Here is an 8372-nt window from a genome sequence, read left to right as displayed (position 1 = left end):
AAACCGGCGTTCAACTTCCCCCGAAATCGGCGTTCAACTTCCTCCGATAAACCCAACCGCCTCGAACAAGTTCGTCGAGATCGTCTGTTGAGCCGGTTCCGCGTGTTCACCCGCACACCGGTTCAGATCCGGGTAGTCGGCGTCCTGGCAATACGGGAGAGCGCAGCCGGCTGCGCCCGCGACGAGGAGCACTGCACACAGCCGTCCGGCACCATCCAAGAGATCATCTTGCGGTGTCGCCACCGCTCCGGATGCCCTTTCTTCGGCCCTGTGCTCCTCATTCTGCTCGCGCAGCGCAAGCCGGCAGGCCTGCTCGAAGAGCTGCAGACGGCTCTCCGGCCAACCCCCGCCGCTCGTCACGACGTCAGCCAGCATGGTCAGGCACTGAGGGTTGTCGAGAAACCCGGCTACGCCCTTCTCCCTGGCCGTTACGATGAACGAGCGGGCATCCTCGATGCCGGAATGCGCGTCCAGAATGTCCTCGACGTTCTCGTCCGTCAGCGGTTCCAGACGCAGGACTGTCAGGTCGGCGTCCGGAGACACCTTGGCCAGGTTGACCCGATCGTTCGTCCCCAGCCAGTCCGCCTCGCGGCACGACAAGCGGAACCGCGGCTTCCCGAGGGCATCGAGGCGGCCGCGCAGAGCGTCCAGAGGCGACCGCGCATCACCGCCTCCGGCTCTCACCTCGTCGAGTCCGTCGATGAAGAGTGTCCTTCCATGCCACTCCGGACGCGCATGCGGATTGAGAACGAGGAAGTCACGCGCCGTTACAAGACACGCCTCGTCGCCGAGCGCATCACGTTCCACTTGGAACGACGTGCTCTTGCCGGAGCCCGGATCTCCCAGCAACACGTAGGCCGGCACCGTCCGGAAGTCCGCGAGCGGTTGGGAACCGGCTTCCGTCTTCTGTTGGGCGTCGTCTGGTAGCACCTTCGTGCAGGTGCGCAGAACGATACGGCTCATGCTTCTTCGCACCAATCGCCGGCAGACGCCGCCAGGAACTCGTTGAGGGGAACACCGCCTTCGCCGACGACCAGGGTGCGCTGAGGCCCGAAACGCTCGGCGAATCCTTGCAGGCCGCTCAGCGACCCGCGTCTCGGCCCGCTCTTCACCTCGATGCCAACCAACCGTGGGCCGCGGCGCAGGACGAAGTCGACCTCGTGCTGACCGTCACGCCAGTAGTACACGCGGATGTCGGAGGTCGCCGTGTTGAGCAAGTGCGCCCCGACCGCGCTCTCGACGATGCGCCCCCAGAAAGTGCGGTCGGCCCGCGCCTCCTCGAACGCGTATCCGGAGCCGGCCGTCATCAGCGCCGTATTGAGCACGGTGAGCTTCGGGCTCGATCCCCGTCTATGCGGGCGGCTGGTGTACTTCGGCAGCCCGGCGAGCAACCCCGCTTTCTCCAACAGGTCGATGTAGCGCGCCAGCGTCGTGGTGTTGCCGGCATCCTGAAGCTGCCCCAGCATCTTCGTGTACGAGAGGATCTGGCCGGAGCAACTCGCACCCATGGCGAAAAGCCGCTTCAGCAGCGCTGGCTTGTCCACGCGGGTCATCGCGAGCAGGTCACGCTCGATGTTCGGCGCGACGAGCGCGTGCAAAATGTAGTCGCGCCACTGGGCCGGATCCCGAACCATCGAAGCGGAACCCGGATAGCCGCCGAAGTAGAGAAAGCCCGGCAGGTCCAGACCGAACGCATCCGCCACTTCCAGGAACGACCAGTGGGTCACCTGGATCGGCTCGAAGCGTCCGGCGAGGCTTTCGGTCAACCCGGACTGCATGAGCAACGGTGCCGATCCCAGGATGACGGCGTGCAGCGGGCGATCCGCGGCCCGGTCCGCATCCCAGAGCCCCTTGACGGTCTCCGACCACTGGGGAATCTTCTGGATTTCGTCCAGGACCAGCACCAGGCCGTTGGGTGACCGGTCGGCTTCCCGGCGTGCGTGCTCCCAGTTGACCACGAGCCATTCCGTGTCGCGCACTTGCGGCCGCCGGAAAGTGACCTCCGGCGCAATCCCCCGGATGCCCGGGACCGGCGGGTCGGGTTCGTCGACCGCGAGATAGTGACTCGGCCGATCGAGCCGTCGTAGCGCCTGACGGACGATGGTGGTCTTCCCCGTCTGGCGCGGCCCGAACAGAGCAATGATGAAGTGAGGCGGTTCGGCAAGCCTGCTGACGAGCGTATCGACGTGATCTCGCTGGAACGCAGCCATCACGTCGACTTTACGTTACTGCGTAAAATTACTCAATGGTGTAAATCGCACGACGTCGGGCCAAATCGCCCTTCAGCCGACCAACTTTCGTCCGGGTGTCCGACACCCTGAGACGGGACCTCCCTACGACCGGCCTCCACCACGCAGGCGATTCAGCACGACCCGTCCGCGCGGCGAGAGCTCATAGCCGGTCGTGAGGCTGACCGTAAGCCCGAGGTTCTTCAGCTTCCTCACCTGTAGCTTCAGCCAGTCTTTCTGGCATCCCAAGCGTGCGGCCAGCGTCTGGCTGACGACACCGGGCTGCGCCTCAATCGCCGCCAGCACGCGCGCCGTCCACGAACCGGCCGTCGATCGGGCATCAAGCCGCCGCAGCTTCTCGATGACCAGTTCGATCTCCGCGTCCGACAGGTCTTCCTGTTGCCGCAGGGCGACGCGCGGGTCCGCGCCCGCATACTCCACGGCGATGCGATAGACCTGCCCCTCTCGCGCGCCGAGTCCCGCCAGCAACGCCGTCCGCGAGGAGAACCCCGCCCGGGAAGCGTCCGCTTCGGAAATGTCCGCCTCCGCCACCGCAGCGACGTCGAGAATCCGGAGCACGCCCAGCGCGGTCCGCAGGCAGCCGCCGCTGCGAACGGTCGGCCTGCGCCAGCGGCGGAACACCAGCGAGACCTCGCCACGGACGATGCGCTCGAGCACCGCCATCCGCAGCAGCACGCGACGGCCTCAGTCTTCCTTCCAGGGGTTGTTGGCGAAGATCGCGAACTCCGGCCAGAGCGCGCGCGGGTTCATGTCGAGCACCGCCATGATGGCCTCGGCGATGTCGACGGCGTAGAGCTTGTTCGGGTTGTTGCGCCCCGTGCGGCCCATCCAGTCGGTCTGCACCTCGGACGGGCAGACGCAGGTGACGTGGACGCCGTGCGGCCGCAGCTCGGCCTGCCAGCACTGGGTGATCCCGCGCACCGCCCACTTGCTCGCCGCGTACACGGTGCCCGTCTTGGCGCCCTTCATGCCGGAGGTCGAGGCGATGTTGAAGATGTAGCCCCGCTCCTGCGCTTTGAGCAGCGGCGCGACGCGGTTCGTCAGGTCGACGAGGCCGAAGACGTTGATGTCGAAGAGCGACCGCATGGCGTCCATGTCGATCTCGCCCACCTCGGCGAGATAGCCGACCCCGGCGTTGTTGACCAGCACGTCGATGCCGCCCATACGGTCGACGCACGCATCGACGGTGCGCTGGTTGTCCTCGGCGCGTACCACGTCCGCACGGATGCCGTGCGCGCCGCTCTCGGCCGCCACGCTGTCGATACGCCCCTGGTCGCGGCCGGTGAATACCACCTCGTGCCCCTGCTTGCGGGCGAGCGAGACGAGCGCGGCGCCGATGCCCTGGCTGGCGCCGGTAATCAGGAATCGTTGCTTGTCCATCCTAGCCGTCATCCTTTCCACAGAGTCTTGACATGGGGGTAATCGAGTATCCGCGCATCCGCGGTAACAACGGGCGCGGACAACCCGCGCGCCGCCGCGACGATGAGCCGGTCCGCCGGATCCCGGTGAAACGGGTCCGGCAACGCGTAGGCTTCTTCGACGGTGTCGAGATCGATCGGAAGCACGGTCCAACCGTTCAACTCGACGTAGTGACGGAACCACCGCCGCCAATGCCGATCGATGTCGATGCGGCCGCGTTGCGACGCGCAGGCGATCTCCGCGCAACTGACCGCCGAGACGCAGACGCGGGTGTCGTCTGCCGTGAGAATCCCGGCCACCGTGTCGGGCAGTCGCCCGGGGTCGCCGATCGCCCATACGATGGCGCAGGTATCGAGCACCACCGTCACGACGGTTCTTCCCGCAGCATCTCCCAGTCCTCCGGCGGGATCATCGGCTCGGTCAGATCCCCGTGGACCACGACCGTGCCCGCGCCGCGGCCGAGGACAGTGCGGTTGCGACCGGGGCTCCGAATCGGCACGACGCGCGCCAGCGGAGCGTTGCGTTTGCGGATTTCCACCTCCTCGCCGTCCGCCACGGCGGCGAGGTACTCGCTCAGGTGGTTCTTGAACTCCGCGATGTTGGCCACCTTCATGGCCACATTATAGATGCCGTAAGCTATTGCCGGAATCACCATGCACACGATGAAGGCTGTCCGCTGCCACCGCTACGCCGGCCTCGACGAGACCGGCAAACCCGTTCCGAAGCCCATCCCCCTGCGGGACGTTCTGTCGCTGGACGAGATACCCGCGCCGGTCTGCGAGCCCGGCCACGTCGTGGTCCGGACGCATTTTGCCGGCGTGCAGTATCCCGACGCGCTGCAGGCGCAGGGGCTCTACCAGCACAAGCCGGACCTGCCCTACGTGCCCGGCATGGACGTGGCGGGGACGGTGCTGGAGGTCGGAGACGGCGTCGAGCACGTGCGACCCGGCGACCGGGCGGTAGCCCAGATGAACCTCGGGGGTCTCTCCGAGGCGGTCAGGATACCGGCGGCGTCCGTCTGGAGAGCCCCCGACAACGTCCCGCTGGAGCACTGCGCCAACCTGGGACGCAATTTCTTCCCCGCCTACCACTCGCTGAAGGTCCTCGGCGAGGCCGGCCCCGGCAGCCTCGTGCTGGTCGACGGGGCGTCGGGCGGCGTCGGCATGGCCGCAGTGGAGTTGGCCAAGGCGATGGGGGCGCAGGTCATCGCCGGCGTCAGCGTCCCCCAGAAGCAGGATCTGCCGGCCACCGCCGGAGCCGACCGCGTGCTGTGCTACGGCCGCGACCGGCAGAGCTTCCGGCGGTTCAAGAACGACGTTCGACAAGCGGCGACCGAGCTCGGTCATCCGGACGGCGTCGACGTGGTCGTCGACATGGTCCAGGGGGAGTTGTTCGAGGCGGCGCTGGTCTCGGCCATCCGGCCGCTGGGAAGGATCTGCCTGGTCGGGTTCACGGCGGGGCAGCGACCGATTCGCCCCGGCCTGCTGCTCATCAAGTCGGCCGTCGTGATGGGCAGCATGTGGGCCGGCTGGGCCGCGCGGAATCCGGAGGCGCACCAGCGGCAGGTCGGGCAGATCCTCGACTATCTGGCGACCGGCGTGGTCCGGCCGCGCGCCGATCGGGTCTACGCGCTCGACGACTTCGTCGCGGCCTTCGAGCTGTTCGAGCGCAACCAGGGCCGGGGCAACACCGTGGTCCGCTTCGCCCCTGAATGAGCGACCCGTGATAGCCTCTGCGGGACCGGACGGCCGCGTTCATCGTGGCCGGACGACCTCATCGAGCACCTGGAGGGAGACCGAAGGTAAGGACACGACCATGCTGACGAGAAGATCGATGCTGCTGACTCCTCTGGCCGCTTCCCTGGCGCGCGTGGCAACCGCGCAATCCGCCGATCCCGGAAAGATGCTGCTCGCCATGCACCAGAACACGTCGAGCGGCGCCGGCCTCCGCGGCGCGGTCGAAGGCTGGGCGCGGGCCGGCATCCGGTACGTCGAGCTCGGCTCACCGCAGTTGCAGGCATTTCTCGAGAACGACACCCTGCCGGCCGCCCGGCGGCTGCTCGAAGACCTCGATCTGACGCCGGTGTCCGCCGCGGTGGTGCTGCAGGACATCTGGCTGCCGGGTCCTGCGCGGGCCGAGTCGCTGGAAGCATGGCGGCGCGGCTGCGATCAGTTCGCCAACCTGGGCCTGACGCGGATCTACTCGCCGTCGGTCACCAACCGGCCGGTCACCGCCGACGACTTCGCGGCGACGCCGGACTGCGTCGGCGAGGCGGGCGACATTGCGGCCGAGTACGGCCTGACCGCGATGATCGAGTTCACCCGCACGTCGACGCACCTGTCCACGCTGACCTCGTCGCTGCAGGTCATCCGCGCGGCGGCGCGTCCCAACGTGCGGCCGATGATCGACTTCTTCCACTTCTGGTCGGGCCTGAGCAAGTTCGAGGACCTCGACCTGCTCGAGCCGGGTGAGCTGGCCCACGCCCACTTCCAGGACCTGCTGGACGGCCCGCGCGAGCTGATCGACAACGACTCGCGGATCATCCCGGGCGACGGCATCGCGCCGGTGGTGCGCATCCTGCAGAAGCTGGCCGAGAAGGAGTTCACCGGGGCCCTGTCGGTGGAGCTGTTCCGCGCGGAGTACCAGCAGGGAGACCCGTTCGAGGTCGCGACCGAGATCCGCGGAAAGTGCGAGGCCGTCATGCAGGAGGCGGGGGTCCTGTAGCAGGGCCCGCTTCCGCTTGCCGAGGGGTGCCCACGGGGGGGTGCCTCTCGCCCGGGCCTGACGCCGGAGCGGCCCGTTGCAGACATTTGCGATCGGGAATGAAGCACGGTAGCGAACGGCGCAACAGGCTGACGCCCGCTCTGGTGCTGCTGGCCGCGGGCTTCACAGCCTGCGCGAGCGAGCCGGCGTCCGACATGGAACCGACCGCGACGGTCGAAGAGCTGATGCGGTCGATGATCGATCCGGCCGCCGACGCCGTCTGGGATGCGGTGGTGATCGAGGCAACCGCGGACGGCATCGTGGAGACCCGGCCCGAAACCGAGGGGGACTGGCTGCGCCTCCGCCGCCACGCCGTGACCCTCGCCGAGGCGTCGAACCTGCTGCTGATTGAGGGACGCCGTATCGCGGCCCCCGAGTCGCGCTCCGAGTTGCCGGGGATCGACCTCCATCCGGACGCCATCCAGGAGCTGGTCGAAGAAGACTGGGAAGGCTGGGTGGAGGTGTCGCGGGGGCTCCGCGCGACGAGCGGGGTGGTGCTCGATGCGGTAGAGGCGCGCAACGTCGACGCGCTGCTCGAAGCGGGAACCGAGCTCGACCTCGCGTGCGAGAACTGCCACGCGGTGTTCTGGTACCCCGGCTACGCCGACCCGCGGCCGGCGGCGCCGGAGAACCAATGACTTTCGCAGCAGAGGGCCCGGCCGCCGCTGGATGCGGACCCCGCCCCCGCGTTTCGGGGCGCTAGTTGGCGGGGCTGATCGGCCCGCCGTCCGGACGCAGGATCTCGGCGCAGCAGATGCCGTGCGTGCCGGGAGCGCGGGACGGCTGGCCCACGACGCGAATCCGGTCGCCCACCCTGATCGTCTGGGGCGTCCAGCCGCGGCGGCTCATCGAGACGGCGGTGCCCATCTCGACCTCCCACGCAATCGTCTCCCCGTTCTCGTCCTCGCCGTCGAGGAAGAGGAACGAATGCGGGTTACGGAAGAGGAAGCGCGTCACGACACCCTCGGCCGTCACGCTCTTCGTGTTGTCGTAGAACGGGGCGCTCGCGTGGTGCGCGTCCGTCGGCGCACCGGTCAGAGCGACCACGGCCGCGACCGCCGCCACCGCCGCCGTCCAAAGCAGGATTCTCACCGACCTACCCTCCTTCCGAATTCCCTCGGCAATCTTGCCGAATGCCAGCACGCGGTGCACCGCGGGGCGACACCGCACCTTGTCTTGTCCCTACCGGTACTTCGGCACCATGAACTTCACCGGCATCCGCGCGATCTCCGCGTCGCAGCCGTACGGCGCCAGCTTGTAGCCCTCCGGCGCCGGCAGCCAACGGGTCGTGTACGACGCCGGCTCGCGCAGGAACAGCTCGTCCTCGACCGTCACCGTCCCCCGCAGCTCCTCGCCCTCGCGCCAGTAGCGCTCGGTCACCTTCTTGAGCTGCGACGACGGGATGCCGTTGTAGTCGTCGAAGCCGCTGATGTCGAAGGTGTAGTGGGTCGTGGTCACGTGCAGCGATCCGCCCTCGTAGTAGCCGACCGAGACGCCCTGCAGGCTGTAGTCCATCGGCGTCGGCACGCGTCCGTCCAGCCAGACAGTCCGGAGCTGATCGTCCTTCTCGTAGCGGAGCAGAACGCGATCCGGCCACTGCACGATCTCCATCATGTAGGGGTCGTAGTTCAGCGCCGGCGGCGTCGACGGCACGCAGTCGTACTTCGCCGCGATCGCCTCGTCGAACACCTCCTGATAGGCCAGGCCACGCTCGTTGAGCACCGGGAAGTTCTCGCCCGGCACCCAGGGCATGTTCGGCCCGTTCACCGGGCGCACGCGCCCGCCGCCGTCCCAGATTCCCGCGAGCTGCGGGATCTCTCCGGCCTCGTCCTGCGCCTGCAGCGGCGCGCCGACCGTACCCGCCGCCAGCGCCAGGCAAGCGGCCAGCCCGGCCAGGCGCCCCATCGACTTCCGGTTGATCGTCTGCGTCATGGTTCTCGA

Annotated in this window: 11 protein-coding genes; 3 read left to right on the top strand and 8 right to left on the bottom strand. The window is 68.0% G+C overall.

All coding sequences use genetic code 11. The features are described 5' to 3' along the window. Window positions 1-33 precede the first annotated feature (33 nt). The 6 genes from F4X11_00145 to F4X11_00120 form a co-directional block, all read right to left on the bottom strand. A complete protein-coding gene (locus tag F4X11_00145; GenBank protein MYN63436.1) occupies window positions 34-864 on the bottom strand; it encodes a hypothetical protein in 831 nt (276 codons plus the stop codon). A gap of 95 nt (window positions 865-959) precedes the next feature. Beyond that, on the bottom strand, window positions 960-2210 hold the full coding sequence (locus F4X11_00140) for an ATP-binding protein (protein ID MYN63435.1): 1251 nt from the start codon (window positions 2208-2210) through the stop codon (window positions 960-962). A gap of 123 nt (window positions 2211-2333) precedes the next feature. Beyond that, window positions 2334-2924, bottom strand: a complete 591-nt coding sequence (locus tag F4X11_00135; protein MYN63434.1) for a hypothetical protein — start codon at window positions 2922-2924, stop codon at window positions 2334-2336. 9 nt (window positions 2925-2933) lie between these two features. Next, entirely contained in the window at window positions 2934-3641 is a 708-nt protein-coding gene (locus F4X11_00130; protein MYN63433.1) for an SDR family NAD(P)-dependent oxidoreductase, read from the bottom strand. Then, the gene (locus F4X11_00125) at window positions 3638-4063 is read right to left on the bottom strand and encodes a type II toxin-antitoxin system VapC family toxin (protein ID MYN63432.1); all 426 of its coding nucleotides are present in this window, start codon (window positions 4061-4063) and stop codon (window positions 3638-3640) included. The genes F4X11_00130 and F4X11_00125 overlap by 4 nt, the downstream gene beginning before the upstream one ends. Continuing rightward, window positions 4033-4323, bottom strand: a complete 291-nt coding sequence (locus F4X11_00120) for a type II toxin-antitoxin system prevent-host-death family antitoxin (GenBank protein ID MYN63431.1) — start codon at window positions 4321-4323, stop codon at window positions 4033-4035. The genes F4X11_00125 and F4X11_00120 overlap by 31 nt, the downstream gene beginning before the upstream one ends. On the opposite strand from F4X11_00120, the gene F4X11_00115 reads away from it, so the two are divergent. The 3 genes from F4X11_00115 to F4X11_00105 all read left to right on the top strand — a co-directional run bounded on the left by F4X11_00115 (window position 4322) and on the right by F4X11_00105 (window position 7069). Then, the gene (locus tag F4X11_00115; GenBank protein MYN63430.1) at window positions 4322-5383 is read left to right on the top strand and encodes an NADPH:quinone oxidoreductase family protein; all 1062 of its coding nucleotides are present in this window, start codon (window positions 4322-4324) and stop codon (window positions 5381-5383) included. The genes F4X11_00120 and F4X11_00115 overlap by 2 nt on opposite strands. A 100-nt stretch (window positions 5384-5483) precedes the next feature. After that, window positions 5484-6392: a sugar phosphate isomerase/epimerase gene (locus tag F4X11_00110; GenBank protein MYN63429.1), complete on the top strand. Its 909-nt coding sequence runs from the start codon at window positions 5484-5486 to the stop codon at window positions 6390-6392. 98 nt (window positions 6393-6490) lie between these two features. Then, window positions 6491-7069 carry a hypothetical protein gene (locus F4X11_00105; protein MYN63428.1) on the top strand — a complete coding sequence of 193 codons (579 nt, stop codon included), beginning with the start codon at window positions 6491-6493 and terminating at the stop codon, window positions 7067-7069. 61 nt (window positions 7070-7130) lie between these two features. Here the strand turns inward: F4X11_00105 and F4X11_00100 are convergent, their stop codons facing one another. Both F4X11_00100 and F4X11_00095 read right to left on the bottom strand, forming a co-directional pair. Continuing rightward, the gene (locus F4X11_00100; GenBank protein ID MYN63427.1) at window positions 7131-7523 is read right to left on the bottom strand and encodes a hypothetical protein; all 393 of its coding nucleotides are present in this window, start codon (window positions 7521-7523) and stop codon (window positions 7131-7133) included. A 90-nt stretch (window positions 7524-7613) separates the two neighbouring features. Further along, window positions 7614-8363: a hypothetical protein gene (locus F4X11_00095; protein ID MYN63426.1), complete on the bottom strand. Its 750-nt coding sequence runs from the start codon at window positions 8361-8363 to the stop codon at window positions 7614-7616. Between the last annotated feature and the right edge of the window lie 9 nt (window positions 8364-8372).

The sequence above is a fragment of the Acidobacteriota bacterium genome (assembly GCA_009861545.1).
Classification (GTDB): Bacteria; Acidobacteriota; Vicinamibacteria; order Vicinamibacterales; family UBA8438; genus WTFV01.
Note: the sequence above shows the minus strand (reverse complement) of the source record. Positions and strands in the feature narration are given on the sequence as shown.